The following is a 26,640-nucleotide window of genomic DNA, read 5'->3' on the forward strand; positions in this document are numbered from 1 at the left end:
GGGTGGGGGGCGCGGGGGGGGGGGGGGGCGCCCCCCGCCGCCCGGATCTGCCGGGTCCGGGCCGCTCGGCGGGCGCCCCCCCCGGGGGGGGGGGGCCCCCCCTCCGTGGTGTGCACGGGTCATTTCCCCGCGGATTGCCAGAGCGAGAGAGCCAGCGCAGTGCACGACGTCACCGCGGCGAGCGACGGCAACGGCCAGCGGGTGCGCTCCAGGGCGTCGAGCCGCTCCTCGTGCTCGCCGAGGGCCTTGTCGGTCTGGTCGGCACGTTGCAGCAGCAGCGCCAGGTCTCCCCGGGTAGTGGCGAACCCGACGTCGACGGAACGGTGCAGCCGCTCCAGTTCCCGGGCGATGTGCTCGGCCTCGGACTGTGTCATCGCGGGGCCTCCTCAGGTGCGGGGAACGCGCAATCGGTCCCAGCTCGTACGTCCCGGAATGCCGTCGGCCGCGGCGCCGCTGTAGCCGAGCCTGCGCTGCCAGACCGCGTACGAACGGCGGTCGGCCTCACCCCACACGGGCCCAGGACCGACCTCGTACCGACCACAGCCCTCGCTGACCAGGCGCCGGCCGACAGCTGTGACGAGCGGACTCCGCCGGCCGGCCACGAAGAACGCGACGCCGGGAAACGTCTCGTACGCAGGAGCGGCGGGTGCGGTGGGCGATGTGCCGAGGCGGGCAGCGATACGACTGCGCATGGAGGCCATCGAGAACGACGGATCGATCTTGCGCCGGGTCCACTCCTTGTGCGCGATCACGCTCCCGGCCGACCATCCGTGTGCCCGGCACAGCGCGGCGGACAGCCGTTCGGCGGCGTCGAGCTGGGCGGTCGGATAGGGATCGCGGCCGTTGCCCAGGTTCTCGATCTCGAAGCCGTAGAAGCGGGCGTTGCCGTCCACGGTGTCCGATCCGGGGACGGGCATGGATGCCTCGGCGCGTACGGCATCGAGGACGGCAGCCGAGCCGTTGCCCGCGTGGTTGGTCCGCCCGTACCCGACGAGATGGACAGTGCCGTCCTTGGCGAGCAGGCCGATACAGAGCGGCCCTGGCAGGTCCGGTGTGCCGGTGCGGCACAGGGCGAGGCTATCGGTGCCCGCGGTGTGATGCAGCATCACGCCGTGCACCGGGCCCCAGGGGCCCTTGTGATTGCGGTTGTGGGTCTTCCAGTTGCCGTGTTCAAGGACGCGGACGCCCTCGTCGCGCAGGGCGCGGACGAGGGCGTCGGCGGACAGAGGTGTCGCCATGTGCGGGGTCCTTTACATCATGGGTGTGACGGTCACGAAGCGGTACACGAAGGTGGCCGTGTTGGTGGTGGCCGCCGACTTGTACGCGGCGGTGGCCGTGTAGATGCCGTTCGCGGTGAGCCCGGTGACCTGGAACTGCGAAGAGGCGGAGGCCTGGTTGGTGCCGGTGACGATCGCCGCGCGCGTGTCCGCCGCGGCCAGCGTGACCGTCGTGCCCTGCCGGATGTTCGCCGACATGAACGACGCCGAGGTCGCGCTGCCGCTGATCCGTGCGCCGACGGTGACCAGCACCGAACCGCCGGGCGGTGCGGTGAAGGTGACCGCGGTCGGGTCGCCGGTGGAGCCGGTGAGTGTCTCGACGTAAGCGGTGGATGCGGTGGTGCCGGTCGTGCTGTTCGCCTTGTGGACGGGGCCGGGCGCGACCAGGGCCCAGTAGCTTCCCGTGTAGTAGTGGAGCCGGCCCGGAGTGGTCAGCCAGACGAGCATGCCGGCGACGGGGGCGGTGACCTTGGCGTCACGGGTCGCGGCATCGGCGAAGCGCAGGACGGTGCGGCCGTCGACGGACTCGGCGAGCGACTGGATGTGGAGCGGGACATTGGCGGCGTCGGTGGACTGCGGGTAGGGCAGACTACCCAGCGGGGTCAGCAGGGACATGGCAAGTCCTCCTGTCGGTGGTGAGGAGAAGGAGAGGGCGCCCGCGACGGGCTCAGCCCTCGGTGGACGGCGGCAGGATCTGGGGGTCCGTGCCCGCGACGCCCGTATTCGCGGCCGGACTGTCGATGGGTACGGGAAGCGCCGCGCCGGTGTCGGGTACGGAGCCGTCGAGAGGCGGCTCCATGGGCAGTTCGCTCATCACGCACCTCCCGTCGCCGTCAGCAGCGTCCGATACGTGGGCTCGCCCGCCAGCAGGTCGGCCAGCGTGGCGTACTGGGCCGTGACCTGGGCGTACTTGCGCTGCGCGCCGTAGGAGGGATCGAGCGGGCCGTCCGGGGTGAGACCCTCGTCGATCGGAACGCCGTTGTACGAGGTGCCGCGCAGGGTGAGCGTCTGCTGAGGGGCGCCGCCCGCGGTGAAACTGGTGCGCATGCCGACGACCCAGGCGAACGTGTCGAGCTGGGCTCCCGCCGTGTCCACCACGCGGACCACGTCACCGAGCTGGAGACGGGGATCGTGCAGCACCTCGATCTCGCCCAGCACCGGCACCGGGTACTGGCCGGCGATGAGCATGTTCTTCGACAGCAGGCTCGCGGCGGTGCTGTTCTGCACCCAGTCGGAGGCAGGGGCCGTGTACTGCTGCCGCCCGTAGTGCTTCTGGCTGATCGTGTTCCACCAGGCCCAGTTGCGCTGCTTGGGGTCGCCGGTGGCCTTCTGGGGGACGATCCGCACCGACGGCTTGCCGTCCTTGGTGACCGTCCACACGCTTGTCGTACCGGTGTTGGTGAAGCGCGCGATGTAGGAAGGGCCCTCGCGGCGGCAGCTGACCGTGACCACGCCCTTCACCGCCGTGCCACCGGTGACCGCGGTGCCGAACCTCACCCGGTGCCCGTCGTTCACCACGGAGTCGTCGGTGACGACGAGCGGTCCGATGTCGAACTCGTCCTCGGCGATGGCATACGGAACCTCCACCGATTCGCCCGGTTTGATCTCCCGTACCACTGTGTCGTCGACGAAGGCTCCGTCGGCCCTGCCGACAGGGCTCCAGTCCTGGTACGGCTGGACGCAGTGATTGCGGCAGGCGTCGATCTCCTCGCTGATGGTGAGCGAGGCGATGTCCCGCCGCGTGGTGACGGTGAGATCCGCTCCGGGGGGCACCTTGCCGAACCGGGCGGGCCCCCTCCAGCGGAAGACGCCCTGCTCGTCGAACTCGGCGGTGGACAGGGCCGCGCGGGCGATCTCGGTGATCGCGTCCCACTGCGACCCCGACACCTTGGGGATGTTGTAGAGCGGCAGATCGGCGTCGTCGAGGACCGCGCCCTTGACCCACTTTCCCTTCTGCTCCCACTCGTCGCGGGTGTACGAGACGGTGTCGGTCCATATCCGGTCGGTCACCTGAAGGCACTCGACCGCCATGTCGGTGACCATCTCGATGCGGTAGAGCTCGGCGCGAGGCTGGCTCGCCGCGGGGTTCGTGTAGGTGCCCGTGTTGCCGAAGAAGTATGAGCCGTCGGGCCCGGTCAGCAGCGGCTGCACGGTCGGCAGCACACTGCTCCCGGACGACTTGGTATTGACCAGGAAACCGATGTGCCAGTTGCCCCTGAGGGCCGCCAGCTTGCTGGAGGTCCACTCGAAGTACCAGTACGTGTCGCCCTCGGTGCCGGAAGAGATCCTGATCGTCCCCGTGGAGATGTCGAAGACGCCGCTCACATAGCCGTACGCCCCTCCACTGCGGTCGAACAGGACCTTGAGCTCGATCTTGTTGCCCCTGGTCATGGCGGTGTTGACCCAGGATTCGACCAGGAAGACCTTGCCCGGCACCACGAACCGCGAGCGCGGCGTCCAGGAGGCGCTCAGCCCGGCCGCCTTCGGCATCAGCGCCATCTCGAAGGGCGCGCCGTCACGGATCCAGTCGTAGTCGCCGATCCGCGGCACCGTGTCGGGCTGCCCGTAGCTGGCGTTGACGCCGCCGTGCAGGGAGGCGTAGAGGACGGTGAACGGAGAGGTGTCATCGGTGTCGGCGAGCGGCGCCCGGGGCGGCGGACAGCTGTCGATCCCGCCCTGGCGCAGCAGCTCGTCCACGCACCAGGTGGTGGACGCGGTCCGCAGGCCGGTGGAGACGCCGTGGTGAGGCCGGGGAAGCGAGGCGGGGCCCCGCAGCCGCTCGGCGCCGTCCAGGGCCTGGATGGTGACCGTGTCACTGCCGGAGGCGGCGCTGCGGGAGCGCACAGTGCCACGGAAGGCCGGCAGGGTGTGACCGGCCACGCCCGTCTCATGGACGACGGACTGACTGGGGCGTACGACATCGCCGGTGGCACGCCTGGCCCAGGCGGAGTACAGGCGCGGAGCGGGGACCCCGTCCGCGCCCGTGAGCTGCGCCTCGAACTGTGCCGCCGCGCTGCCGCTGAACGCCCGCATGGCTTCCGGGAGGTCGGTGCTGTAGGCACGCTCGACCTTCCAGGACTGCACCTGGGCACCGAGCTCCTTGCCGCCGAGACGGGTGGAGTGGACGGGGGCGCGCTCGGGGGCCGCGAGGGCGGCGTCGAGCTTCTCGTCAGACGGCTGCACCATGCACCTCCACCAGGTCGATGCTGATGTTCCGGTACGGCAGGCGGCTGGCCGGGGTGTCGCTGTAACCGGTGACCGACATGGCGGGGCAGCCGTCGCCCAGGGCGAAGGCGGTCGGCGCCTCGCCGATGGTCAGACAGGCACCGGCCAGACCGGTCATACCGGTCGCACCGGGGGAGCCGACCGGGGTGACGAAGGCGGCGTCGGCGGGCGCGGTTCCGGTGACCACCGAGCCGGCGGCGCTGGTGGTGCTCATGTACGCGCCGTCCCGGTCCTTCCAGTCCAGCTGGGCGGTGCACACGCCCGCACTCCAGTCCGGCGGCACCATCCAGGAGACCTGCATGCCCGGCATCACCGGCCAGCCGGTCCAGACGCCGTGCCGCCAGGCGATCTTGGTGGCGGGGTCCTGGCAGTCACCGAGGACGGTGTCGCCGATGAACGGGCTGATGGTGATCGATCCGGTGACGGTGAACCAGTGGTCGCCGCCGCCGCTCTGCTGGCTCTGCCCGGCGGCCTGGAGCGGGTCGAGCAGATTGACGGACGCCGGGTCCAGCACGGCGACCGGCCCGGCGCCGGCGTTCACCGGGCTGCCCAGCATTCCGGGGCCGTTGATACGACGGGCGAGCCGTACGAGGTGGTTGGCGTCGTCCGGCTCCAGCCACTCCCAGGAGAGCTTGACACGACGGGTGGTACGGGCGGGCGCGACGGTGGTGATCTGCCCTTCCAGTGACCTGAATTCGCTGACGTTCAGCTCGGCGCTGCGGTCCCAGCTCCTGGCGGACTGGCTGATCTCACGCATGAGACCCGGCTTGCCGATCCACAGATTTCTTGCCATGGGTTCCTCACCTCCGGGCGAGCTGGCGCTGTCCGGCGAAGACGGCGCGGGCGATGGTCTGGGAGTCGACCTCGACATGTACGGGACGGTCGGCGAGCCGTTCCACGGCCTGCGCAAGCCGGTGCAGCGCGGCGCCGCCGCCGGGGTGATGGCCGAGCATGCGCTGCAGCTTGGACAGCGGGATGACGGCCTCGTGCTCGCCGCCCTCGCCGATGAGCGCGAGCGTGCCGCCGCGGCGGGCCTGGACGATGCCGCCCTGGGCGAGGGCGGGGACGGGGATGCTGGGAAGGTTGAACGCGAATCCCTTGCCGCCGATGACAGGCACCCAGTCCGGCACCTTGAACTTGACGTGGTTCAGTCCGCCGATGAGCGCGTTCAGGCCTCGGACGAGCATCCGGGTGGGCAGCAGGAAGGCGTTGACGACGCCCTTGAAGATCGGCCCGAGGAATTTGGCGGCGGAGGACGAAGCGCTGCGGATGCCGCTCCACGCGGCCGTGAGGCCCTTCCTCACCAGCTTGCCGACCTTGTCCATGTTGATGAACTGCGCGATGAGCGGCCCGAGCAGCGTCATGATCAGCCCGAACGGGCTCGCCGCCATGGCGAGGTTGAGCCCCTTCTGCGCGAGGGAAGCGCCCTTGAGGCCCTTGCCCAGGCTCCCCATGGATTTCCCGCCCTTGTCGGCGTTCTTGCCGGCCTTCCCGACCGACTTCTCGACGGCATCGGCCTGTCGCTTGACGTCCTGGAGGGACTTCTTGGTCTTTTCGGCTGAGGACTTGAGCTTGTCAAGGGAGGACTTGAACTTGTCGGTGGCGCCTTTGGATTTTGTGAGGGAGCTGTCGGCAGTGCGAAGGCCTGCCTGAAGCTTTCGTATGGCGCTGTCGCCGGCGCTCGCCGATGTGCGGAGCTTCCCGACCGCGACGGCCGTCTGTCCGGCACCGGTCTTCAACTTCGACAGCGGTGCTGCCACACCATGGGCGCCCCGCTGCAGATGTGACATCGCGGTGGCCGACTGGCTCAACGCGCGTCTCAGACCGCCCAGTCCCGCGTTCACTTGCTGAATAGCCTGCTTCAGATTCATGTGGATCTCCCGGTTCAGAGGCCGCCCAATGAATTGATGAGCGCGGTGACACGATCTCCGACAGTCTCGAATTCGTCAGAAATGTCTTCCAGGTCGGCAAGGCGATCGCGGCGTAGGCTGGTTACACTGCGCTCAACCTCCTTTGCCTTGTTCATGGCCTGGCCTGCTTCGCCGCGCACCCTGGTGATGTCACTGCGCAGCTGTGTCGGAAGCAGATTGCGTGAACGTAGTTCCTGTTCCTCCTTGCGCTTCTCGAGCGCGGCAATGGGATCGAAGAAGGTCTTCTCGAACTTGATTCCGGTTACTTCGGCATTGATGCCGTGGGCCGCCAGGGCGGCGCCATTTGCCTCCGCCTTGGCCCCATTGGCTTCGAACTGTCTGATGTACTCCCTTCGCACCATGTCCTCGGTGAAGGACCGCCAACTGCCTTTGAGGCTGGTCCATTCTCTTTTGAAGATGCCAACAATCCACGTCTCATCACCGGATCGCGAATCTGTCATTCCTGTCGCCTTCCATTCGGGGTGCCCGTCATGGTGTTGAAAGCGAAATAGGTGCGCTCGCCTGATTCTGCGAGCGCACCCCTGGAGCGGAAACGGGTGAAAAGCTTATTTGGTTGACACTTCCCACTTGCCGTCGCTGGACACGGTGACGTACCCATGGCGTGGGAGTCTCAGTACGCCTTTTCGTCTGGCATCCGAGGCGAGCGCACGCACCGGATCTCCGCCGGTTGTGGGGCAGTAGGTCACGGTTCCGTAGTCTTCGAACTCGTAGTGGAGTACGCGTACGTATTCGTAGTAAGGGGCCGCCTCGAAGTACCCGAATGTCTCGGTGCCCTTTCCTCTGGCCACCTGGGAGGGGAGCTCGGGGAGTGAGTTGGGGTCGACGAGCCGCGCATGCCAGCGGTGGAACCCGCCTGCCCCGTCACGGACCCGGAGGCGACGGACGCCGAGTGAGTCGTAGTCGCCTGGGAGGACGACGCGGCACGCGGTGCGTCCGTGCGTGGTCACAAGCTCGATGCTGAGATGGTTGTCGTGTGCGCCGGACCTGACCGGCTGGAAGGAGAAATGGGAGCTGAACCCTCCTTGAACCTGCAGTGGCAGTGGTGTACCGATACCGGCCCCGGGAATGCGGACTGTTTCGTCCGACCAACCGGACCAACTGATTCGGGTTTCTTCGCTCACGGACCTTCCTCCTCCAGCTCGCGTCACATCCTCGTTCGGCATGATGCTTGCATGTCAGGCGAAGAACTGCGCAAGTGCCTCTGAACTAGGCATACTTGAAACTGCGGCCTCTTCTTGGACAACCCCCGCCGGCTTGGTGGCGGGGCGTGACACCGGGGAAGGATAGGTCGGCGGTTCGGAGTCTTCGTCACGGTGGACCATGGCGAACATCCAGTTGGCTTCGGCAAGTTGGTCCACGGCGGTGGCAAGCAGATGGTCGGTGACGGACCATTCCACCTCCTCCCCGTGGAGGTCGCGCATCACCGCGCTGTCGCGTGGCAGGTGCCGGACCAGTACCGCGAGCCGACGGGAGGAGAGCCGGCCGCGATGCCAGTCCAGCAGGTCGACGCCGTAGTGGCGGAGAAGATCCGCCTCAAGCGCCTCGGCGTGTTCTTCGACGAACTCGCCGAGGCTCAGTCTTCCCCCAGGCCCAGCCCCGTCCCCTTGCCGTAGGCCTCCAGGATCGCCGCGATGTCCTGCATGGTGACGTCGTGGCGGTCGAAGCGGGCGAACTGCTGCTCGCCGAGCAGGAGTCGCAGCAGTCCGTCGACGTCGTTGTCGTCGAGGTCGCGCAGCTTGCGCGCGGTGCTGCGGGTGAGCTCGGTGGGCAGCTCGAAGCTGTCGCCGTCGAGCTCGAAGGTCCAGGTGCGGCCGAGCGCTTCGAGGCGCTGGGCGCGGGCGGTGTTGACGTCGAATCCGGCCATGTGGGGCTCCAGTCGAGTGTGTGGGCTGATGGGGGGCGTTCGGGGTGGTGCCCGGCGCGCCGTCGGCACGCCGGGCACCGGACACCGGGGGTGTCGCTGCGGACTAGGCCAGCGCCGCCGGGTCGTTCACGAGCCAGGTGGCCAGCGGCTTGGACGGGTCGTCGCCGGACAGTGCGGTGAAGGTGATGCCGAGCTTGACGGCGCCGGTCCGGGTCATGGACAGCTCCTCCACCTCGGAGACCGCGCCGTAGGGCATGACGAGGCGGTATCGCAGGTCCTTGGTGCCGTTGTTGTCCGCGAAATCGATGGCGAGGGCACGCTGGTCCTGGCCGCCGGGGGCTCCGGACAGTTCGATCTTCTGGGCGGTGGACTCCGTGGTGCTGCCGGTGGTCGCGATCGAGGTGGAGGGCAGGCCCAGGTAGAACGGGAACGTGTCCTTGTTCATCTGGAGCAACTGGAACTTCACGGTCAGATCACGGTCGGACAGCATGAAGCGCGCCGGGGCCATGGACTGCCAGGTGTCCACCGGGTCGTTCTTGTCCTTCTTGTTGAACTTCACGCCGTCGGACGAGGTGAAGCCGAGGTTGACCCAGGGGGATGCCAGCGCCGTGGTCTCCTTCGGCACCGCCGTTCCTGCCGGGGCCGTCCAGACGACGCCGGCGCCCGCGATGCGGATCTCGGTGTTCTTGAAGCCTGCCATGTGAACTCCTCAACGAGTGGGATATGAGTGAGCACCGAGCCCGGTCGAAGGCCGGGCTCGTTCGGTGGGGTTGTGTGAGTGCGCGCTGCTCAGGCGGGCCGGATCAGCAACCGGACCGTGCCCAGGTAGCGGTTGCCGGCCGGCCGGTTGTAGTCGGGCAGCCAGCGCGGCCCGTCGGCCTCGATGACGTCTGTGACGACGGCAGTGCCGTACGTCGTGCCGGCCAGCTCCAGCACGCAGGCACGGGCCGCGAGGGCGATGGTGTGCGCGGCGGTCTTGTCCGGCCCGTAGACCTCGAGATCGATCAGCGGCTGGTCGAGATGCTGGTCGTCGAGCCACGCGCCACCGACGCGGGATACCAGGACGGCCTTCTGGGTGCCGTCGAAACCGGCGGGCGGGCGGTTGTCGACCACGGTGCCGGCCAGCTCGGCGCGGTTCTTGAGGAAGTCGACGACGAGCCGTTCCGCGTCGGGGAAGTTCAAGATGGACACATGGACGCTCCCTTCGGGTGCGGATGGGATGTGAGGCCCGGCTGCGACCAGGGGAATGGATTCCGGGCAACACAAAGCGGCAGGTCCGTCGCCCCTGGAAGCGGGCGCAGCTCTGCCGCTGCTTCAAGTGTGATCGCAGTCCCCGGATCCCGCAACTGGCATAAGAAAAAGGCGAGTTGAGCGGGTACGAGAAAGGCCCCGCCGATTGCGGCGGGGCCTTGTGTCGTGCCGGTCGAGTCAGTGGTGTGCGGTTCGTCGGTGGACGGTGCGCTCCGCGGCGAAGACGTCCTCCAGCCGGTAGAGCGAGCTCCGCCCCTGCTTGCCGGCCACCCTCAGGTGCCCGAGCTGGACCCACTTGCGAATCGTCGCGGGGGCGACGTCGACCTCGGTCGCGGCGAGTTCCGTGGTGATCAGCGGTGCTGTGCTCATGACGCCTCCTCAAGAACCTGTCGGCATGCGGGATTGACGCACATCACGGCCGCCCGCTCCGGGAACGCCCGCAGCGAGACGGAGTCGCAGGCGGGGCAGCGACCGGGGAGACGAACCATCTGCTCGGGGTCGCCCAGCGCCCGGGCACAGCGGCGGGCCATCCGCCGGGTCTCGTCCTCCATATGGGCCGCGAGATCCGGCTGTTCGGCGATACGGTCCAGCAGCCCGGCGAGGCGGCGCAGCCGCTCCGGCACGGGAGCGGGGCGTGCGGGCCGCAGGCCGAGCCGGTCGCGTACCGCCTCCTCCAGTTCCACCACGCCGTCGGTGATGTCGCGGATGGTGTCCGAGACGAAGAGCCGCACCGGCGCGGTCGTGCCGGCGACGGGCCCGCCGCCGTGCCGCTCGCGCAGCCGGCCACCGCTGCTGGGAGTGAGCTCCTCCAGCAGTTCGGGGAAGCGGTGCATCAGGGACTGAAGCCAGACCGCCGTGCCGTCGCCGCTCATCGGCCCACCCGCTTGACTTCGCGCCCGTTGCGCCAGAGCCGGCCTCCGCTCACGCCGTCGAACCAGGTGTGGGCGGGGTCCACCACGGCCTCGCACTCCGTGCGGATCGGGCACTTGTTGCAGGCTCGCAATACCTGTTCGGCTTCAGTGGGGCTCTTGGTGAACACGGAACGCTGCGGAAGGTCGGCGCAGGCGGCGTCCCTGCGCCAGTCGAGGGCGTTGTCACTCGGCAGAAAAGGCGAGCTCAGGGTAGTTGTCAACGAAGTTGTTGATGCGGACACGTGCAACCCCTCCCCGTACATGTGAACATAAGTTCGAACGTTGCGAACGCGTGATCAGGCTCGCATGGTGCGAGCGCGTGCGCAAGCGACTCTGTTTCGGAGGGTGGTGATCCATGTCATTACCCAACGGGGAACCGGGGCAGGGCGGATGGCTGATATCCACGCATGCGCGCGAGCGCGCACCTAGTTGGGTGCGTGCGCGATCGGTACGCTTTCCCCCGCGACGAGGGGAGACAAACCACATGGCATCCAACTCGTGGGCCAACGCCCACCAGGACCAGAGTTACCGTGGCGAGAGCGTCCGAAACCGGTCGGACGGACTGGAAGAGTTCGCGGCCTGGATCGAGGGCCTGATGCGGCGCAACGGGTACGACATCGACACCCCGCGTGGGGGTGGAAAGTCGAAGCTGGCCGACGACGCGGGTGTGCACCGGGCGGCCGTCAGCCGCCTGCTGCAGCGGCAGAGCATGCCGGACCTCGAAACCATGCGCGGCCTGGCGGTGGCACTCGGGGTGCCGCTGCGGGACATGCTGATCCGTTCCGGGCGCCTTTCCGAGGGTGACCTTCCGGTTGCGGGGAGCTTCAGGGGGGAAGAAGCGGATGTCCCGGGTTGGCTCAGCCCGGAGGAGGCGGCGCGGAGAATGGGGGTGCCGCATGAGCTGCAGGACCTGTTTGTGAAGATCACCAAGCAGTTCCTGCCGGAGCACGGTTGAGAGAGAGGCGGCCCCGTGGGGGCGTGAAGGGGTACGGCCATGGGGCCTGAGGGGGGCGGCTCGGACATGTCCGCGGACTCATTCCGCGGAGCCGAAGGCGTCGACGCGGAGACGGAAGAGGGCCGGCTCGCCGAACTGCTGGCCGAGCTGAGCGAGAAGGTCCGGCAGGCCGGGGTGGCGGGCATACGGATCCTCACAGTGGAGGAGGTCCAGCAGGACCAGCTGAGCTGGTTCCAGATGGGCTGGGACGAGCACGCCTGTGCGCGCAACCCGGACCACTCCTCGGCCGCCGGCCACCCGGCCGGCGGCGAACTCGCCATGGGGCCGGGCCGCCTTCTGCGCTTTCCCGACCGCTTATCACCCGATCCCGATCCCGACCCCGACCGCCCCGAACCACGTCCGCACCCCCTCCCCATCGTCGGCTCGGGCGATGCGCACGTACGCGAACTGATGCCTCACCGCCCGAGAAAGCAGCCTCGTGGCCGGGAGGATGTGCCGGGCGACTGACGGGTCAATCCGGTGGGAGCGCCGTCAGCCCGTGCGGAGCTGCGTCTGTGCGACGGGGACGCCCCAACGGGACGGCGCCCAGGTCTGTTGGGCTACCTGCAGACCTCGTCACCCATGAGAGTGAGCCTTGTCCGGCAGGCAGCAGACCCGCAGCACCGTGTTGCCAGGTGCTCCTTCGTGCAGTTCACTTGCGTATATAGGGATCTGGCGTCTCCCCGGAGGTGGTCTGGTTGCTGCTGAGCTTTCGTGTGGCCAATCACCGTTCCATCCGGGACGAGCAGCAGTTCAATCTCAGCCCCGTCTATGAGACGGACCGGCCGGACGCCACGGCATGGGAGGCTGTGCCCGTAGCGGCGGTCTTCGGAGCCAACGCGGCGGGGAAGTCGAATGTGATCGACGCCTTCCGGTTCATGCGTGACATGGTCTGCTTCTCGCACCGGGAGGCCGAGCCGGACGGCGGCATCGAACGAACCCCCTTTGCGCTCGATGCCGAGGAGGAGGCCGAGCCGTCCTGGTACATCGTGGATCTGCTGCTGAGCGGTGTGCGCTACACATACGGATTCGGCGTCGATGACGACTGCGTCGTGGAGGAGTGGCTCTACAGCTACCCCAGGGGCCGTCGGCGCACGGTCTTCCACCGGACCGGGGACGACATCGAATACGGCGAGGCGGAGCGCCCCAACCGGCGTGAGCTGGACCTCGTCATGGAGATCACTGAGCCCAACAGCCTCTACATCTCCGTCGCCGCCCGGGCCAAGCAGGGGTCGGTGAGGCCGGTCTACGACTTCTTCCGCTCGGTCGAGTGCAGACCCGGAAGCCGCCCGGTTCCCCCTTCGGTTCTCAGCACACGCATGCTGGAAGATCCGCGTTGGTCCCCCTCGGTGGTGGAGCTCCTGAGGGCATCGGACCTGGGGATCGAGACCGCCGGTGTCGAGCGGTTCGAGGTGAACGACTTCGGCGGACGTGTCGTGAGGCGAGACCCGGGAGCCGTACAGGAGTCGCTTCCCGGGATCGAGGCCGAGCCGCCGACACGCCTCGGCCCGTCCGCGCGTCGGATCCGGACGCGGGTGTGGGTGGAGCAGCGCGGCCGGCACGGGACAAGGCGGCTCGGACTGGAGGACCAGTCCGAGGGCACTCGGCGGCTCTTCGCCTTCGCCGGCCCCGTACTGAGCGCGCTCGACCGTGGCGGTCTGCTGTTGCTGGACGAGATCGATGCCAGCCTGCACCCACGGCTGACAGCGCATCTCATCCGGCTGTTCCAGAGCAGCGACTCCAATCCGCGAGGCGCACAGCTCGTACTGACCACGCACGACGTCAGCCTGCTCGGCCGCAGCGGCGGCGAGGACATCCTGAAACGGGACCAGATCTGGTTCGTGGAGAAGGACAAGTACGGGGAGACCTCGCTCTTCCCCCTGTCCGACTTCAAGCCCCGACAGGAAGAGAACAGAGAGCGCCGCTATCTGGGTGGCAGTTACGGCGCCGTGCCAGTGCTGAACGACGAGCGCTTCGCGGCCGCGGTCGCCTCAAGGGGGAGGATGGATGGCGAGTTCGCGGGGGAGTAGCCCTCGCCGCGGCGGACGTCGGCCGGCTCTCGAGTCCGACCTGCGCCGCAGTGCAGGGAAGCGGGTGTCCCGGGATCGCCTGCTGGTCGTGTGCGGCGCCAAGGCGACGGAGATCGACTACTTACGCGGGCTCGTTCAGCACGTTGAGAATCCCGCCGTCACAGTGAAGATCATCACGAAGCCGTGCTCACCTTCGCAGCTGATCAGCCACGCCGAGGGACAACGCGCTCGCGCCCGTGACGACTTCGACGAGGTGTGGTGCGTCTTCGACGTCGACGAGTATCAGGACGTTTCGCGTGCCGTGGCACAGGCACGTGACGCAGCTATCGAGGTCGTGGTCTCCAACCCGTGCTTCGAACTGTGGCTCATTCTGCACTTCTCCGACCACCAGGCCTATACTAGAACGTATCGCGAACTGTTGCCCCATCTGACGCGGCATGTGACGGGCTACGACAAGGCCAGGCTGGGCTTCCGGAAGTTCGCGGACGGATGGGAGGCCGCCGTCCCGAGAGCCAAGAAGCTCGCACCGCCCGGAAAGGAACACGAGGTCAACCCCGCGACGGGAATGTGGGCGCTGGTGGAGCGCATCGCGGGAACACGGGCGTGAAGCGCTGAAGGCCGCCCCCGAGCGGGGGCGGCCTTCCTGCCGTTGGCGGCCCGCGGTCAGCCGACCTTGAACCTGATCGTCGCAGGTGTCCCGGAGCGGCCGTAGACGTCGAGCGGGTACCTTTCGCGTGCGGTCAGAGCCAGCTGTCCCAGATGCCGTATGCCTGCTGACGTACGGCCAGTTCGGTGCCCGAGGCGTCGGTGTACACCACGCGGTAGTAGTACAGCCCCAGCAGGTCCTCGTGGACGGTGGTGTCCATGTAGATCGTGGGGCTGCCGACCTTGGCTGACTTGAGAGTGACGTAGGAGGCCGAGGCCGCGTCCCAGCGTTCCACGCGGTAGTCGGTCAGCCGGGAGCAGTCGTCGAGTCCCGCGCTCTCGGAGCAGCCGACGTACAGCTCGGGGTACTGGTCCTCACGGACCGTGGTCCCCGTCCAGCCCGGCGGCCGGGTGTCCGGCAGGGTGACAGAGATGTCGGCCGTGTGGAAGAAGTCGGGGCCCTCGTCCATGTAGCGGGCCGGGTCGTCCGTGGCGGCCACCCGATAGACGTGGGTGGCGCCGTCGGGGACCGTCGGGCAGAGGATCTCGGTTGCGGCCAGGGACGTGCTCCGCCAGCAGTTCTTCTTCCAGATCGTCGCGCCGGTGTCCGGGTCGGTGGTGCCCTGCCACACGTAGTAGCCGGTGACGTCCTCGTCCGCAGGCGGCGTCCAGGTCAGCCGTACGCCGAGCGGGATCCGCTCTGCGGTCAGGTTCTGGACCGGGTCCGGGCGCTTGGTGTCCGGGGTGGTCTCCGTCGCGGCCGGCCCCGGCTGCGAGGTGTGCCCGTACGGGTCGACGGTCACGATCCGGTACTCGTACGTCGTCTCGGAGGCGCCGGAGACGTCCCAGCAGGTGCCGCGGAGCACCTTGCGGCCGGCGTGCGCGGGGGCGTCGTCGCCGGCCCACCACCAGTCCACCGAAGGGTCCTGGAGCGGCCCGTCGAACGCGCTGCCCGGCTTGCACTTGTCCACGGTGCTGCTCTCGCCGGTTGCCGTGTCGGTACGCACGATCTTGTACGTGAGCATCGGGCCGCCGTCGAAGGTCCACGGGTCGGCGCTCCACCACTCGAGCACCACCCCCTCGCCGAACCGGGTCGCGGTGGTCTTGTACGCGGGGATCGCCTCGGGCCGGTCGGCCATCGCCAGCGTGATCTCCACCGGGGCGGCCGCGTTGCCCTTCGCGTCCAGCGCGCGCACCGCGTACCGGTAGGAGTTGGTGACCGCCAGCAGCTGGCGCGGCACGACGTCGGTGGCCGTGGTGGTGCCTGTGCCGGGCAGTGCGTCGAGGTAGCCGCCGGTCGCGGGGTCGTACTGCAGGACCTGGTACGAGGCGGCCCCGGTGACGGGGGACCACACCAGGTGGGGAACACCCGACCGGTACTCGACCCGGGCGTCGGCGGCGGTCGCCGGCGGTGTCCGGTCGAAGGTGGTGAACGTGGTGGCGGCCGAGTACACGGACCAGTTGCCGGCCGCGTCCCGCGCCCGCCCCCGGTAGGTGGCCTTGGTGCCGTCGGACGGCTGCCCGGTGTCGCAGAACGCGCCCTTCGTGCCCGAGTGTACGGTGGTCCAGTCGCCCGTGGCGGGATCGCGCCGCTGGGCCTGGTACAGGGCGATGTCGGCCGCGTTCGCGGCGGTCGTGACGAGTTCCGGGCCGGCTACCTTCTCGTCGGTGGCGCAGACGTCCAGCTCCACGAACGGTGCGGCGGGCGGGGTCCGGTCGGCGCTGGTGACCGACTGGAGGGTCGAGCCGCCGGACTCGTTGCCGGCTTTGTCGACGGCGCGTACGACGTACTGGTACGCGGCGCCGGTGGCGGGCGGAGTGTTGGTGTGGGATGTGGTGGTCAGCGGGGTGCTGGTCTGCCTGGTCCAGGTGCTGGTGCCGGCGGGGCGGCGGTAGACGTGGTAGCCGACGAGGTCCATCTCGGGGCTCTTCGCCCAGCGGATGGTGGCCTTGAGGGCGGCGGGGTCATAGGCCGCCGAGACGCCGGTGGGGGCGAGGGGCTTGACGGTGTCGACGGTCGCCGAAGTCCGCGGCGCGTACGTGAACTTGACGTTGGCGGAACCGGTGAAGGCGACGAAGTCGACGCGGATGGTGTGGCGGCCGCTGGGGATGGTGAGGTTGAGCGTCTTGGTCTGGGTGGTGGAGACGTTCTTCCACAGGTCGATCTTGCGGACGCCGTCCACGTACACGCGGATGCCGTCGCGGACGGCGGTGGTGAAGGTGAAGGGTCCGCCGGAGCCGAAGTTGCGGGTGGTCTGCCAGCGGACGGTGAAGTTGTCGCTGGGCAGGGTGACTCCGGCGGGGTCGCCGGTGGCGTAGTCCTCGCTGATCGAGCTGTCGCACGTCGTCAGTTTGGGCGTGCCGTAGAAACTGGTGTTGGGGTAGTACGTGGCCTTCCACACGCCGTCCGCGCAGGTGGTGGCGGCATGCGCGGTGGTGGGTACGGCAAGTCCGGCGACGGCCGCGCCCGCGGCGGCGGCTGTCGCGCAGGCAGCGCGGAAACGCTGAGGCATGTGTCTTCGGGATCGCTCTCAGTCCGGTGGGGCGTGGGGGGAGCACCAGGGGATGTGGGGGAGCGCCGGGCGTGATGATCGCACGCTTGAGCGTTTGCTGTCGGCCCTGTTCCGCCGGTGACCTGCCGCCGGTGACCTGCCCCAGGTCACCGGCGGGGAGCAGCACCGCTCACCGGCCGGTCGCCTGCCACAGGGCGAGGGCCTGGCGAGCGGCACCCTGGGTGGCGGACAGCTGTAGATCCAGCCCTGGCGCAGCAACTCGTCCACGCACCACCTTGTTCACCGCGCCGATCTGCGTGCCGCTTCTCCTTCTGTGGGCATGACCAGCCAACAGAGCGATGTCCCCTGTGTCCGGTGACGGCTTTCGCGAGGCGCGTTGGGCCCTGCGTGCGGCTGCCCGTATGTGCAGGGTCGAGCGAGGGTCGGCCAGAGTCGTCCTGGCATTACCGGGCAAGCGCCGATATGTGTTCGAGGACGGCAAAATTGCCGATGTAGCCTGATATGCGGCAGCAATTGCGAGTGTTCTGTCCCCCTCGATGGAGGTGGAGCCCTGGATCTAATACGACCCGTCAGCGCAGTCTGCCCGTATTCGGACCGTCGAACGTCGAGAGCTGGGTGGCCGACTGGGGGAGGTTGCCGAAAAAGACCCTGTTACCCAGGGATGCGGAACCGGGCAATCTCTTGCTTCGGCGCGCCAAGAGCTACTCCCTCTTCGATGGGGAAAGCGTTGCGAGGGCGATCCAGGTGATAGGGGAATCGGCACGACCGAAAGATCTGCCCATGCTTGTGCTGTTCTTCACCTGGGGGAACGAGGGTGAGGATCGGGAGATAGCCGGCCAGCTGGACAGGGCGGCCGGTGCGAATGTCTTCTGGCTGTTCTTCGGCGACACCGAGCTGAACATGACCGTACTGGACCGGCTGGCCGATCTCAGGGTCGAAGCTCCCCATATCGGGAACGTCAACTTTTATCAGGGGTGGAACTACTCGATAGCAACCACTCACCCGTACATGATTTACCGCGGCCTCATGAAACCGTTCAGCGCGTGGCGTAGATCATCGGGCTGCTGACGCCCTCAGGCGAAGAAGGCCGCGAGCTGCGCGGCGTCCGGGGCCTCGGTCGCCGGTTCTTCCTTGCTGCCGGGGCGAGGGATGGGCTCGGGACAGTCCACAGGATCGGCGTCCTCGTCACGGTGGACTATGGCGAACATCCAGTTGGCATCGGCAAGTTGGTCCACGGCGGTGGCAAGCAGACGGTCGGTGACGGACCATTCCACCTCCTCCCCGTGGAGGTCGCGCATCACCGCGCTGTCGCGTGGCAGGTGCCGGACCAGTACCGCGAGCCGGCGGGAGGAGAGCCGGCCGCGGTGCCAGTCGAGCAGGTCGACGACCGGCCGCCTACAGTTGGCCCGTCAGCTGCCCGCTGTGTCGCCATCCGGCGGGCGCGTCATCACTCCGTAGGGAGATCCATGCGCAAGCGCGCAACCATTGCCTTTCTCGCTGCAGCCGCCGCCCTGGCCGGCTTCGCCGCCCCCGCCGCGCAGGCGGAGGTGGATCGCCGACACCTGGGGTGTCGCCCACGACCGGGCGGGGCGGTACGCGAAGGGCGTGTGGTTCGAGCTCGGCGGCCTGGAAGGCCGCTGAAGTGTCGGCGCGCTGCCGGTCGGCCGGCCCTCCGAACCGTCAACACGGCCGCGCAAGGCCTCCGTTGATGTGCCGCAGTCCTCGAACGGAGCGTGACCGCAGCTTTTCCGCTGAATCTCGGTATGCGTTGATTCATCAGAAATTCGTCGGCGGTACCTGCGGTGTCATGGCCGCACATGTGCGACTTTCCTACCTTCGTGCCTGCCCAGGGCTGTGAACCTCCGCAAGGGAACCGCGGCCCACGCAGTATGCGAGCAAAGGAAATGGTTGACTATGCAAGTATTCCGGAGAACACCAGGCCGCCGTCCAACCGTTGCCGTCGCCGTGATCTCGGCCGGGCTGCTCCTCCCGCTCCTGGGAGGCACCGCGGCAAGCGCCGACTCCGCCGCGGCCGACCCGGTCCCGCACCCCGTCGATTACGTGGACCCGCTGATCGGTACCAGCAACGGCGGCAACACCTACCCCGGCGCCAACCTGCCGTTCGGAATGATCGCCTGGTCGCCCACCAGCACCGCGGGCGACCAGACCAACACCGCCGCATCCAACGGGTACTCCTACAACACCACTCGTCTGCGCGGTTTCTCCCTCACCCACGTCAACGGCGCGGGATGTCACCCCGGAGCGGCGGGTGACGTACCGATCATGCCGTTCGTCGGCAACGTGGACTCCTCGCCCACCGCCGACACCAAGGACGCGAAGTACGCGGCGAACTTCTCGCACGACAACGAGAAGGCCGAGCCCGGCCGTTACCGGGTGGGCCTCGACTCGGGTGTCACCACCGACCTCGCGGTCAGCGAGCGAGCCGGTGCTGCCGACTTCACCTTCCCCCAGGACAAGCCCGCCAGCCTGCTGTTCCGGGTTTCCAACTCCCTGAACGGGAGCGAGGACGCCCACGTCGACATCGACACCGCGCACAACAAGGTGACCGGCTGGGTGGAGACCGGCGCGTTCTGCGGCAGGCGCGCCAACGGCGGTACCCCCAACAACAACCGCAAGAGCTACTACCGCCTGTACTTCACCGCCGCGTTCGACCGTGGCTTCTCCTCCGTGGGCACCTGGCACAACGACCAGCTCTCCCCCGGTGCCACGACCGCCGACGGCGGCGAGGGCTACCTGACCGGCGCCAACCGGGCAGGACGGGGCTCCGGCGGATACGTCTCCTTCGACACCACGTATGACAACGATGTCCACATGCGCGTCGGGATCTCGTACGTCTCCCTGGCCGGCGCGGAGGCGAACCTGCGCGGTGAGATCGCCCCGAAGGCGAGCGTCGAGCACGTGGCGGAGGCCGGGAAGGGCGCCTGGGACCGGACGCTGAAGGCCGTCAAGATCAGCGGGGGTGAGGAGGACCGCCGTACGGCCTTCTACACCGCCCTGTACCACGCCCTGCAGCAGCCCAACCTGATCAGCGACCGCGACGGTACCTACGTGGGCATGGACCGCAAGGTCCACACGCTCGCCCGCGGCCAGAGGGCGCAGTACAGCAACTTCTCTGGCTGGGACCAGTACCGGGCCCAGGTGCAGCTGCTCGCGCTGCTCGAACCGCGCGTCGCGGGCGACTTCGCCCAGTCGCTGTACAACTTCGCGCAGCAGAACGACGGGGTCTGGGACCGCTGGGTGCACATCAGCGGCGCCAGCCATGTGATGACCGGCGATCCCTCGGCGGCGACCCTGGCCACCTTCTACGCCATGGGCGTGCGCAACTTCGACGTCCAGGGCGCCTTCGACTCCCTGTACCACCAGGCCACCGTGCCGCACCCGTCCGGGCTGTCCGACGCGGGCTGCCCCGGCCAGTGCGAGGGTGCACGCCCCAACCTCGCCCAGTACATGAAGTCCGGTTACGCCGCGCAGGACCAGTGCCACTGCTGGGGCGGCGCCGCCGAGACACTCGAGGACTCCGTCGCCGACGCGGCTCTCGCGCAGTGGGCCCAGCGGCTGGGCCGTGACGAGGAGTACCGGACGCTGAGCGAGCGCGGCGGTTACTGGAAGAACGTCTTCAACCCCGCGGCCACCCCGGACGCCGGCTACATCCAGGCCCGCAACGCCGACGGTTCCTGGGTGACCCCGTTCAACCCCGCCACCTACACCGGATTCGCCCAGGGCAGCGCCGCCACCTATGTGTGGATGGTGCCGCAGGACGTCCAGGGTCTCGCCACCGCCATGGGCGGCCGCGACAAGGCGGCGGCCCGCCTGGACGACTTCTTCCATAACCCCGACGGCTCCTGGTCGGTCGACGGTGGCGAATACTGGCTGCGCTACGACCCCACCAACGAGCCGGGCATCCACGCTCCGTGGCTGTACAACGCGCTCGGCAAGCCGTGGAAGACCCAGGAGACCGTCCGCCAGATCCTCGACACCGTGTACGGGACAGGTCCCGCCGGTCTCCCCGGCAACGACGACCTCGGCACCATGTCGGCGTGGTACGTCTTCTCCGCCCTCGGCATCTATCCGAAGGCGCCCGGCTCGGCCGACATGCTGCTGAGCGCTCCGGTCTTCCCGCACGCCGTCATCGCGGGCGCCGGAGACCGCGAGGAGATCACGATCGACGCGCCCCGGGCGGCCGGCACCAACCTGTACGTGGAGTCGGTGAACCTCAATGGCGCACAGCACGACTCCTCCTGGGTGGACGACTCGCTCGTGCGCCAGGGCGGCTCGCTGTCCTTCGAGGTGAGCGACCGGGCCAACACCAGCTGGGCGACCGACCCGGCCATGCTCCCTCGCTGACGCGGGGGAGCTGACGCAGAGCCGGCGGGAGCAGACATCCGGCTGCTCCCGCCGGTGTGCAACGCCCGTCGCGTCCGGTGGCAGGACCACCGGCCGCGACGGGCGGTCACCGGGATGCCGCGCGGTGTCGGTCGTCGCAGTGATGCGGCGTGAGGTGCCGCCCGGAAGCTGGAAATCCAGGGCAGCGGCCGCAGCTCGTGCCACCATGACCAGCGCTGATGGTCTATGACCCCAGCTCTCCCTGGCGACGGGTCCGCAGCATTCGAGAGCTCGAAGCGCAGTCGGAGGCATGGTTCTCGCTGTGGTGCCTTCTTGCTGTCGAGGTGAACTGCCTGGCCGTCCTCCGGGCCTATCTGCTGTATGCCGGATTGGTGCCGTGCCACTCTTCGCTGTGTGAGGGAATCGGCGGCGAGGCAGGCTGAACCCACGACCCGGCCCGCCGCGCGGCTGAGTGAGGCGGGAAGGCAGGGCCCGGGAGGCCCGGTGTGTCCTTCAGACCTCCTGGTCGGGCGTCCCGGAAGACGTCATGCCGAGATCCTGGGTTCCGTTGTCCGGGGTGTCCAGTATCCCTGACTGGGCGATCAGGTAGCCGAGTTGGGCGCGGCTGTTGCTGCCGAGGGTGGAGGAGAGCTTGGCGACATGCGCACGGCAGGTACGGACATTCATGCCGAGACGGCGGGCTATGGCCTCGTCGACGTACCCCTCGACCAACAGCGCGGCTATGGCGCGCTGGACGCCGGTGATGCCGTCGCGTGCCGGGTCGTACGGGGCCGCTTCGTTCAGCGGAACCGCCCGGCGCCAGAATTGCTCGAACACCTTCGTCAGGTACGCGACCAGCCCGGGGTGTCGCAGTTCGAGGGCGATAGGGGGGGTGTCCCGGACCGGGATGAAGGCGACGGTGTCGTCGCAGATGATGAGACGCTCGATGAGCTCTTCGAGCGTACGGATCTCCATTCTGGCGCCGGCCATCAGTTCCACGTAGGCGAACGTGCGTTGGCTGTGCCTGACGGTGTGCTGGTAGAGGGTGCGGACGCTGATACCGGAATCTATGAGCGGCTTGCTGCGGGTCAGGGCCTCGCTGAGGACTTCCTCGCTGCGTCCGCCTCCGGGCTGGATGGTCAGCACCTCGGTCCGGCTCTCGACGATGGCCAGATCGAGCGCCGCGTTGATCCGGTCGATGCCTTCCAGCACAGTGATTGCATGCGTGGGTGCCGGACTCTGGGCACTGATGGCCATGAACGGTTCGAAGGCGTCAGTCAGTTCCACGGACGCCCGTCTGCGGTCCTGGATCTCACGTTCCAGCGGGTGGAGCCGCTGCGCCAGGGCGGCGGAGGGCGGAACGGGGCGGAGCCACGAGGCGTCGTCCGGATCGGGAAGCAGGAGCCCGAACTCGATGAGGCAGGGTGCGGGTCCCATTTCGGCGCGAGCGATGCGTCCGACGCTCAGTGCGCTGGCGTACAGCCGTGCCCCTTCCGTGCACAGGTCCGTGACCGCGTGAGTATGTGTCGGTTCGGTGCTGTTTGTCAGCAAATCTCCACCCCCCAGGGTCCTGAACATGCAGGAACATGATGCATCGTCCCTGTGGCATTGACGTGCCTGAATGAGCCATCGTCTTGTTGGACGGGGGAGAGGAATCCATCAAGTGAGGACGAAGCCGACTATGTACAAGCGAATGCTTCGCTCAGTGCTTGCCACTGTGTTTGGCGCTGCTGCGCTGCTGCTCGTGGCGAATGTCTCTCCCCCGGACGTCGGATGGGGCAGCGTGCAGGCAGGCGCTGCCGTCGACCTCCGCCAGGCCGATGTCGGCTGGGGCAGCGTGCAGGCAGCCGCCGCCACCGACCTCCGCCAGGCCGATGTCGGCTGGGGCATTGTGCAGACAGGCGCCGTCACCGACCTCCGCCAGGCCGATGTCGGCTGGGGCAGCTCTCCGCTGAATCTGGCGGAGGCGTGACCATCCCGCCGGACGACCGGGTCTTCCGGCGGGAGATGGCCTCGGCGTATCGCTCAGGGTGGCACTTCATCGATCTGCTCACGGCACTCCCCCGCCATGGCGATTCGTTGATGGTCACCCTGCTCGGAGAGCCCGTCGTCGTCGTCCTCGAGGACGACGACGAGGTCCGCGCCTACCGGTGCCTCCGGCGCCCCCGCGGGGCGCCGCAGCCCGTCCGGTGTGCGATCCGGTACGGAATGATCTTCGTCAATCTTGATCAGCGTGACCACCAGCTGATCGAACCAGAAACCATTTCCGCCACCCCCCGCAGTGCCTGAGCGATCCCCCGTCGTTCCATGTCGCTCGGACACTCCCCCACACAGCGGCGCCATCGTGACCTGAACACGATGGCGCCGCTGTGCTGCCCGGGGACGGACGGAGGGGAGGCCGTCAGGCCGTGCGGACCGGTGCGCCCCGGCCCAGCGCTCGTTCGAGGGCGATCTCGATGACGACCCGGTTCGGGTTGGGTGCCGGCGTGCGCCCGTAGCGTTCCGCGTAGCGGAGTACCGCGTCGTCGACCACGTCCTGCTCCGTACGGACCGTCGCGCGGCCCTCCAGTGTCGCCCAGCGCCCCCGGTCCACCTGGCAGACCGCCACCCGTGCCCCGTCCGGGCCGGCGGCCAGGACGTTGGCGACCTTTCTGCTGCTCTTGTTGGTGATGATGCGGGCGAGTCCGGCCTCGGGGTCGTACGTCACGCCGACCGGCACCACGTGCGGGCTGCCGTCGGGGCGGGGGGTGGTCAGCGTGCACACGTGGTACTCGCGCCAGAAGGCGAGGTACTCGGGGCTGGGGTTGCGTACGTCTACGGCCATGGGGAAAGGGTAGGCATCCGCGGGCCCGTGCCCCGATGCGGTGCGGTGGCGGAGGAGCGGTCCGGCCGGTTCACTCGGTCGGGAGCCCTGTTCCGCTCCGGGTTCCGGGCGTGCGCCGTGTGGCGTGGGACGAGTCGCGCCTTGAGTGGAATAGACTCAACTTTGTGGACGTTGATCTGGTCATAGTTGACAGGCCAGTCACCGCAAGGAGGAGAGAGCGCACGTGGACGCCGAGCTGACCAACAGGAGCCGGGACGCCATCAATGCGGCCACCAGCAGGGCCGTGAAGGACGGACACCCCGATCTGACCCCTGGGCATCTGCTGCTCGCCCTGCTCCAGGGCGAGGACAACGAGAACATCATCGACCTGCTGGCCGCCGTCGAGGCCGATCAGGCCGCCGTGCGCAGTGAGACCGAGCAGCTGCTCGCGTCGCTGCCCAGCGTCACCGGGTCGACCGTCGCCCCGCCGCAGCCCAACCGTGAGCTGCTCGCCGTCATCTCCGACGCGGCGCAGCGCGCGAAGGAGCTCGGCGACGACTACCTCTCCACCGAGCATCTGATGATCGGCATCGCGGCCGAGGGCGGCCGTGCCGGTGAGATCCTCACCAGGCAGGGCGCCGGCGCGAAGAAGCTGCTGGACGCATTCGAGAAGAGCAGGGGAGGGCGCCGGGTGACCACACCCGACCCGGAAGGCCAGTACAAGGCCCTGGAGAAGTTCGGTACGGACTTCACTGCCGCCGCGCGTGAGGGCAAGCTCGACCCCGTCATCGGGCGTGACCAGGAGATCCGGCGCGTCGTGCAGGTCCTGTCGCGGCGTACGAAGAACAACCCTGTGCTCATCGGCGAGCCCGGCGTCGGCAAGACCGCCGTCGTCGAGGGGCTCGCCCAGCGCATCGTCAAGGGCGATGTGCCGGAGAGCCTGCGGAACAAGCGGCTCGTCTCGCTGGACCTGGGAGCCATGGTCGCGGGCGCCAAGTACCGCGGCGAGTTCGAGGAGCGCCTGAAGACCGTCCTCTCCGAGATCAAGGAGAGCGACGGCCAGATCATCACGTTCATCGACGAGCTCCACACCGTCGTGGGCGCGGGCGCCGGCGGGGACTCCGCCATGGACGCGGGCAACATGCTCAAGCCGATGCTGGCCCGCGGCGAGCTGCGGATGGTGGGTGCGACGACGCTCGACGAGTACCGCGAGCGGATCGAGAAGGACCCCGCCCTGGAGCGCCGCTTCCAGCAGGTCCTGGTCGCCGAGCCGACCGTGGAGGACACCATCGCGATCCTCCGCGGCCTCAAGGGCCGTTACGAGGCGCACCACAAGGTGCAGATCGCGGACTCCGCCCTGGTCGCCGCCGCGACCCTGTCCGACCGCTACATCACCTCCCGCTTCCTCCCCGACAAGGCGATCGACCTGGTCGACGAGGCGGCGTCCCGGCTGCGCATGGAGATCGACTCCTCGCCCGTCGAGATCGATGAGCTGCAGCGCGCCGTCGACCGTCTCCGGATGGAGGAACTGGCGCTGAAGAACGAGACCGATGCCGGTTCCGTCCAGCGCCTGGAGAAGCTCCGTCGCGACCTCGCCGACAAGGAGGAGGAGCTGCGTGGTCTCACCGCCCGCTGGGAGAAGGAGAAGCAGGGCCTCAACCGCGTCGGTGAGCTGAAGGAGCGCCTCGACGATCTGCGCGGACAGGCCGAGCGCGCCCAGCGAGACGGCGACTTCGACACCGCGTCCAAGCTGCTGTACGGGGAGATCCCGAGCCTCGAGCGGGAGCTCGCCGAGGCCGACGAGGCCGAGCAGGAGGCCGCCAAGGACACGATGGTCAAGGACGAGGTCGGCCCGGACGACATCGCCGATGTCGTCGGCGCCTGGACCGGCATCCCGGCCGGGCGCCTGCTGGAGGGCGAGACCCAGAAGCTCCTGCGCATGGAGGAGGAGCTGGGCCGGCGGCTGATCGGCCAGACCGAGGCCGTGCAGGCGGTGTCGGATGCGGTACGCCGCACCAGGGCCGGTATCGCCGACCCGGACCGGCCCACCGGATCGTTCCTCTTCCTCGGCCCGACGGGTGTCGGCAAGACCGAACTGGCGAAGGCCCTCGCGGACTTCCTCTTCGACGACGAGCGGGCCATGGTCCGCATCGACATGAGCGAGTACAGCGAGAAGCACAGCGTCGCCCGGCTTGTCGGCGCGCCGCCCGGCTATGTCGGTTACGAGGAGGGCGGCCAGCTCACGGAGGCGGTGCGCCGCCGCCCGTACAGCGTCGTCCTGCTGGACGAGGTGGAGAAGGCCCACCCCGAGGTCTTCGACATCCTGCTGCAGGTCCTCGACGACGGCCGGCTCACCGACGGCCAGGGGCGGACGGTGGACTTCCGCAACACCATCCTGATCCTGACGTCGAACCTGGGCAGCCAGTTCCTGGTCGACCCGCTGACCAAGCCGGAGGAGAAGAAGGAGCGGGTCCTGGAGGTCGTGCGCGCGTCCTTCAAGCCTGAGTTCCTCAACCGGCTCGACGACCTGGTGGTCTTCTCCGCCCTCTCCGGCGACGAGCTCGCGCACATCGCCGGGCTCCAGATCGACCGGCTTGCGAAGCGGCTGGCCGACCGGCGTCTCACCCTTGACGTCACCCCGGCCGCCCTGGCCTGGCTGGCGAAGGAGGGCAACGACCCGGCGTACGGGGCACGGCCGCTGCGCCGCCTGATCCAGACGGCGATCGGCGACCGGCTCGCGAAGGAGATCCTCGCGGGCGAGGTCACGGATGGGGACACCGTGCGGGTGGACACGTTCGGGGACGGCGAGGAGAGCGGTCTGATCGTGGGGGCCGCGCGGTAACGGATCGGGT

At 68.5% G+C, this 26,640-nt stretch carries 29 protein-coding genes; 9 read left to right on the top strand and 20 right to left on the bottom strand.

Going from position 1 to position 26,640, the window contains the following annotated elements; all coding sequences use genetic code 11:
* Positions 1–119 precede the first annotated feature (119 nt).
* The 16 genes from ACIBB8_RS04755 to ACIBB8_RS04830 form a co-directional block, all read right to left on the bottom strand.
* Positions 120–374 (bottom strand): hypothetical protein, encoded by a 255-nt coding sequence (locus ACIBB8_RS04755; RefSeq protein WP_398948982.1) that lies wholly within the window; start codon positions 372–374, stop codon positions 120–122.
* 12 nt (positions 375–386) lie between these two features.
* Positions 387–1,238, bottom strand: coding sequence for a peptidoglycan-binding protein (locus ACIBB8_RS04760; protein ID WP_398948983.1), 852 nt, complete (start codon positions 1,236–1,238; stop codon positions 387–389).
* 12 nt (positions 1,239–1,250) lie between these two features.
* Positions 1,251–1,892: a hypothetical protein gene (locus ACIBB8_RS04765; RefSeq protein WP_398948984.1), complete on the bottom strand. Its 642-nt coding sequence runs from the start codon at positions 1,890–1,892 to the stop codon at positions 1,251–1,253.
* A 52-nt stretch (positions 1,893–1,944) separates the two neighbouring features.
* Positions 1,945–2,091, bottom strand: coding sequence for a hypothetical protein (locus ACIBB8_RS04770; RefSeq protein ID WP_398948985.1), 147 nt, complete (start codon positions 2,089–2,091; stop codon positions 1,945–1,947).
* A complete protein-coding gene (locus tag ACIBB8_RS04775) occupies positions 2,091–4,463 on the bottom strand; it encodes a hypothetical protein (RefSeq protein ID WP_398948986.1) in 2,373 nt (790 codons plus the stop codon). Before ACIBB8_RS04775 ends, ACIBB8_RS04770 begins: the two co-directional genes overlap by 1 nt.
* Complete coding sequence (locus ACIBB8_RS04780) at positions 4,447–5,295, bottom strand: hypothetical protein (RefSeq protein ID WP_398948987.1); 849 nt, start codon at positions 5,293–5,295, stop codon at positions 4,447–4,449. The genes ACIBB8_RS04775 and ACIBB8_RS04780 overlap by 17 nt, the downstream gene beginning before the upstream one ends.
* A 7-nt stretch (positions 5,296–5,302) precedes the next feature.
* Positions 5,303–6,373 (bottom strand): hypothetical protein, encoded by a 1,071-nt coding sequence (locus ACIBB8_RS04785; protein WP_398948988.1) that lies wholly within the window; start codon positions 6,371–6,373, stop codon positions 5,303–5,305.
* 14 nt (positions 6,374–6,387) lie between these two features.
* Positions 6,388–6,873 carry a hypothetical protein gene (locus tag ACIBB8_RS04790; protein ID WP_398948989.1) on the bottom strand — a complete coding sequence of 162 codons (486 nt, stop codon included), beginning with the start codon at positions 6,871–6,873 and terminating at the stop codon, positions 6,388–6,390.
* A 105-nt stretch (positions 6,874–6,978) separates the two neighbouring features.
* Positions 6,979–7,554: a hypothetical protein gene (locus ACIBB8_RS04795; protein ID WP_398948990.1), complete on the bottom strand. Its 576-nt coding sequence runs from the start codon at positions 7,552–7,554 to the stop codon at positions 6,979–6,981.
* Between the two features lie 54 nt (positions 7,555–7,608).
* Positions 7,609–7,935 (bottom strand): hypothetical protein, encoded by a 327-nt coding sequence (locus ACIBB8_RS04800; protein WP_398949208.1) that lies wholly within the window; start codon positions 7,933–7,935, stop codon positions 7,609–7,611.
* Between the two features lie 71 nt (positions 7,936–8,006).
* On the bottom strand, positions 8,007–8,297 hold the full coding sequence (locus ACIBB8_RS04805) for a hypothetical protein (protein ID WP_398948991.1): 291 nt from the start codon (positions 8,295–8,297) through the stop codon (positions 8,007–8,009).
* Between the two features lie 103 nt (positions 8,298–8,400).
* Entirely contained in the window at positions 8,401–8,997 is a 597-nt protein-coding gene (locus ACIBB8_RS04810; protein WP_398948992.1) for a phage tail protein, read from the bottom strand.
* An 89-nt stretch (positions 8,998–9,086) separates the two neighbouring features.
* Complete coding sequence (locus tag ACIBB8_RS04815; RefSeq protein ID WP_398948993.1) at positions 9,087–9,488, bottom strand: hypothetical protein; 402 nt, start codon at positions 9,486–9,488, stop codon at positions 9,087–9,089.
* Between the two features lie 237 nt (positions 9,489–9,725).
* The gene (locus ACIBB8_RS04820; RefSeq protein ID WP_398948995.1) at positions 9,726–9,917 is read right to left on the bottom strand and encodes a hypothetical protein; all 192 of its coding nucleotides are present in this window, start codon (positions 9,915–9,917) and stop codon (positions 9,726–9,728) included.
* Positions 9,914–10,420 (bottom strand): hypothetical protein, encoded by a 507-nt coding sequence (locus ACIBB8_RS04825; protein WP_398948996.1) that lies wholly within the window; start codon positions 10,418–10,420, stop codon positions 9,914–9,916. Before ACIBB8_RS04825 ends, ACIBB8_RS04820 begins: the two co-directional genes overlap by 4 nt.
* Positions 10,417–10,680 carry a WhiB family transcriptional regulator gene (locus tag ACIBB8_RS04830; protein WP_398948997.1) on the bottom strand — a complete coding sequence of 88 codons (264 nt, stop codon included), beginning with the start codon at positions 10,678–10,680 and terminating at the stop codon, positions 10,417–10,419. Before ACIBB8_RS04830 ends, ACIBB8_RS04825 begins: the two co-directional genes overlap by 4 nt.
* Before the next feature lie 374 nt (positions 10,681–11,054).
* On the opposite strand from ACIBB8_RS04830, the gene ACIBB8_RS04835 reads away from it, so the two are divergent.
* From ACIBB8_RS04835 to ACIBB8_RS04850, 4 genes are all read left to right on the top strand, one after another.
* Positions 11,055–11,414 carry a helix-turn-helix domain-containing protein gene (locus ACIBB8_RS04835; RefSeq protein ID WP_398949209.1) on the top strand — a complete coding sequence of 120 codons (360 nt, stop codon included), beginning with the start codon at positions 11,055–11,057 and terminating at the stop codon, positions 11,412–11,414.
* 39 nt (positions 11,415–11,453) lie between these two features.
* Complete coding sequence (locus ACIBB8_RS04840) at positions 11,454–11,921, top strand: hypothetical protein (RefSeq protein WP_398948998.1); 468 nt, start codon at positions 11,454–11,456, stop codon at positions 11,919–11,921.
* A gap of 230 nt (positions 11,922–12,151) precedes the next feature.
* Complete coding sequence (locus ACIBB8_RS04845) at positions 12,152–13,483, top strand: ATP/GTP-binding protein (RefSeq protein ID WP_398948999.1); 1,332 nt, start codon at positions 12,152–12,154, stop codon at positions 13,481–13,483.
* A gap of 64 nt (positions 13,484–13,547) precedes the next feature.
* A complete protein-coding gene (locus tag ACIBB8_RS04850) occupies positions 13,548–14,090 on the top strand; it encodes an RloB family protein (protein WP_398949000.1) in 543 nt (180 codons plus the stop codon).
* 133 nt (positions 14,091–14,223) lie between these two features.
* On the opposite strand, the gene ACIBB8_RS04855 is transcribed toward ACIBB8_RS04850, so the two are convergent.
* Complete coding sequence (locus tag ACIBB8_RS04855) at positions 14,224–16,641, bottom strand: PA14 domain-containing protein (protein WP_398949001.1); 2,418 nt, start codon at positions 16,639–16,641, stop codon at positions 14,224–14,226.
* A 615-nt stretch (positions 16,642–17,256) separates the two neighbouring features.
* On the opposite strand from ACIBB8_RS04855, the gene ACIBB8_RS04860 reads away from it, so the two are divergent.
* The gene (locus tag ACIBB8_RS04860) at positions 17,257–17,709 is read left to right on the top strand and encodes a VWA domain-containing protein (RefSeq protein ID WP_398949002.1); all 453 of its coding nucleotides are present in this window, start codon (positions 17,257–17,259) and stop codon (positions 17,707–17,709) included.
* 5 nt (positions 17,710–17,714) lie between these two features.
* Here the strand turns inward: ACIBB8_RS04860 and ACIBB8_RS04865 are convergent, their stop codons facing one another.
* Positions 17,715–18,020, bottom strand: coding sequence for a hypothetical protein (locus tag ACIBB8_RS04865; RefSeq protein WP_398949210.1), 306 nt, complete (start codon positions 18,018–18,020; stop codon positions 17,715–17,717).
* 535 nt (positions 18,021–18,555) lie between these two features.
* Here ACIBB8_RS04865 and ACIBB8_RS04870 point away from each other — a divergent pair.
* On the top strand, positions 18,556–21,006 hold the full coding sequence (locus tag ACIBB8_RS04870) for a GH92 family glycosyl hydrolase (RefSeq protein WP_398949003.1): 2,451 nt from the start codon (positions 18,556–18,558) through the stop codon (positions 21,004–21,006).
* Positions 21,007–21,498: 492 nt separating this feature from the next.
* Here the strand turns inward: ACIBB8_RS04870 and ACIBB8_RS04875 are convergent, their stop codons facing one another.
* The gene (locus ACIBB8_RS04875; protein ID WP_398949004.1) at positions 21,499–22,563 is read right to left on the bottom strand and encodes a helix-turn-helix transcriptional regulator; all 1,065 of its coding nucleotides are present in this window, start codon (positions 22,561–22,563) and stop codon (positions 21,499–21,501) included.
* 127 nt (positions 22,564–22,690) lie between these two features.
* Here ACIBB8_RS04875 and ACIBB8_RS04880 point away from each other — a divergent pair, with 127 nt between their 5' ends.
* Positions 22,691–22,957, top strand: coding sequence for a hypothetical protein (locus ACIBB8_RS04880; RefSeq protein ID WP_398949005.1), 267 nt, complete (start codon positions 22,691–22,693; stop codon positions 22,955–22,957).
* Positions 22,954–23,274: a (2Fe-2S)-binding protein gene (locus ACIBB8_RS04885; RefSeq protein WP_266984108.1), complete on the top strand. Its 321-nt coding sequence runs from the start codon at positions 22,954–22,956 to the stop codon at positions 23,272–23,274. Before ACIBB8_RS04880 ends, ACIBB8_RS04885 begins: the two co-directional genes overlap by 4 nt.
* Positions 23,275–23,386: 112 nt before the next feature.
* On the opposite strand, the gene ACIBB8_RS04890 is transcribed toward ACIBB8_RS04885, so the two are convergent.
* Entirely contained in the window at positions 23,387–23,809 is a 423-nt protein-coding gene (locus ACIBB8_RS04890) for a pyridoxamine 5'-phosphate oxidase family protein (protein WP_398949006.1), read from the bottom strand.
* 223 nt (positions 23,810–24,032) lie between these two features.
* Here ACIBB8_RS04890 and clpB point away from each other — a divergent pair, with 223 nt between their 5' ends.
* A complete protein-coding gene (clpB, locus tag ACIBB8_RS04895; RefSeq protein WP_398949007.1) occupies positions 24,033–26,630 on the top strand; it encodes an ATP-dependent chaperone ClpB in 2,598 nt (865 codons plus the stop codon).
* Positions 26,631–26,640 lie beyond the last annotated feature (10 nt).

Origin of the sequence: Streptomyces sp. NPDC051286 (assembly GCF_044455345.1) — a bacterium.
In the GTDB taxonomy this organism is placed as follows: Bacteria; Actinomycetota; Actinomycetes; order Streptomycetales; family Streptomycetaceae; genus Streptomyces.

What these genes read in the sequence shown, in the direction of transcription:
- ACIBB8_RS04755 (WP_398948982.1), bottom strand. Translation starts at nt 374, where the DNA reads ATGACACAGTCCGAGGCCGAGCACATCGCCCGGGAACTGGAGCGGCTG.
- ACIBB8_RS04760 (WP_398948983.1), bottom strand. Translation starts at nt 1,238, where the DNA reads ATGGCGACACCTCTGTCCGCCGACGCCCTCGTCCGCGCCCTGCGCGAC.
- ACIBB8_RS04765 (WP_398948984.1), bottom strand. Translation starts at nt 1,892, where the DNA reads ATGTCCCTGCTGACCCCGCTGGGTAGTCTGCCCTACCCGCAGTCCACC.
- ACIBB8_RS04770 (WP_398948985.1), bottom strand. Translation starts at nt 2,091, where the DNA reads ATGAGCGAACTGCCCATGGAGCCGCCTCTCGACGGCTCCGTACCCGAC.
- ACIBB8_RS04775 (WP_398948986.1), bottom strand. Translation starts at nt 4,463, where the DNA reads ATGGTGCAGCCGTCTGACGAGAAGCTCGACGCCGCCCTCGCGGCCCCC.
- ACIBB8_RS04780 (WP_398948987.1), bottom strand. Translation starts at nt 5,295, where the DNA reads ATGGCAAGAAATCTGTGGATCGGCAAGCCGGGTCTCATGCGTGAGATC.
- ACIBB8_RS04785 (WP_398948988.1), bottom strand. Translation starts at nt 6,373, where the DNA reads ATGAATCTGAAGCAGGCTATTCAGCAAGTGAACGCGGGACTGGGCGGT.
- ACIBB8_RS04790 (WP_398948989.1), bottom strand. Translation starts at nt 6,873, where the DNA reads ATGACAGATTCGCGATCCGGTGATGAGACGTGGATTGTTGGCATCTTC.
- ACIBB8_RS04805 (WP_398948991.1), bottom strand. Translation starts at nt 8,297, where the DNA reads ATGGCCGGATTCGACGTCAACACCGCCCGCGCCCAGCGCCTCGAAGCG.
- ACIBB8_RS04810 (WP_398948992.1), bottom strand. Translation starts at nt 8,997, where the DNA reads ATGGCAGGCTTCAAGAACACCGAGATCCGCATCGCGGGCGCCGGCGTC.
- ACIBB8_RS04820 (WP_398948995.1), bottom strand. Translation starts at nt 9,917, where the DNA reads ATGAGCACAGCACCGCTGATCACCACGGAACTCGCCGCGACCGAGGTC.
- ACIBB8_RS04825 (WP_398948996.1), bottom strand. Translation starts at nt 10,420, where the DNA reads ATGAGCGGCGACGGCACGGCGGTCTGGCTTCAGTCCCTGATGCACCGC.
- ACIBB8_RS04835 (WP_398949209.1), top strand. Translation starts at nt 11,055, where the DNA reads ATGCGGCGCAACGGGTACGACATCGACACCCCGCGTGGGGGTGGAAAG.
- ACIBB8_RS04840 (WP_398948998.1), top strand. Translation starts at nt 11,454, where the DNA reads ATGGGGCCTGAGGGGGGCGGCTCGGACATGTCCGCGGACTCATTCCGC.
- ACIBB8_RS04855 (WP_398949001.1), bottom strand. Translation starts at nt 16,641, where the DNA reads ATGCCTCAGCGTTTCCGCGCTGCCTGCGCGACAGCCGCCGCCGCGGGC.
- ACIBB8_RS04870 (WP_398949003.1), top strand. Translation starts at nt 18,556, where the DNA reads ATGCAAGTATTCCGGAGAACACCAGGCCGCCGTCCAACCGTTGCCGTC.
- ACIBB8_RS04875 (WP_398949004.1), bottom strand. Translation starts at nt 22,563, where the DNA reads ATGTTCAGGACCCTGGGGGGTGGAGATTTGCTGACAAACAGCACCGAA.
- ACIBB8_RS04890 (WP_398949006.1), bottom strand. Translation starts at nt 23,809, where the DNA reads ATGGCCGTAGACGTACGCAACCCCAGCCCCGAGTACCTCGCCTTCTGG.